Here is a 290-nt window from a genome sequence, read left to right on the forward strand (position 1 = left end):
ATGGTATCAACTGGTGATATCTTTCCAGACTATTGGACACCGTCATTAGACGACTTTACGACAATGAGCGTCTTTCATGAAGTGCGGGATACTGTAAGTAGTCACACTCGGACCATTGGAGATCACACCAATCAAATCAGTCAGGTTGTTCAAACGGCTAATGGGATTGTGACACGAGTTGGCAATCTAGAAACAAGTCGAGCAACAACTGCCACAGTAAATGCCATTCAAACACAGGTTTCGACACTTGCAGGGGCGTGGTCGGTTCGAAATCTGACCAGTGCAGGAAC

General features: G+C 46.2%; 1 protein-coding gene. It reads left to right on the forward strand.

Annotation, left to right across the window (positions count from 1 at the left end):
- Positions 1-290: hypothetical protein (locus tag C1G53_RS01805; protein WP_153046635.1), on the forward strand; the 290-nt coding region annotated here is incomplete at both ends.

It is taken from the genome of Streptococcus suis (assembly GCF_002960445.1).
Taxonomy (GTDB): Bacteria; Bacillota; Bacilli; order Lactobacillales; family Streptococcaceae; genus Streptococcus; species Streptococcus hyiners.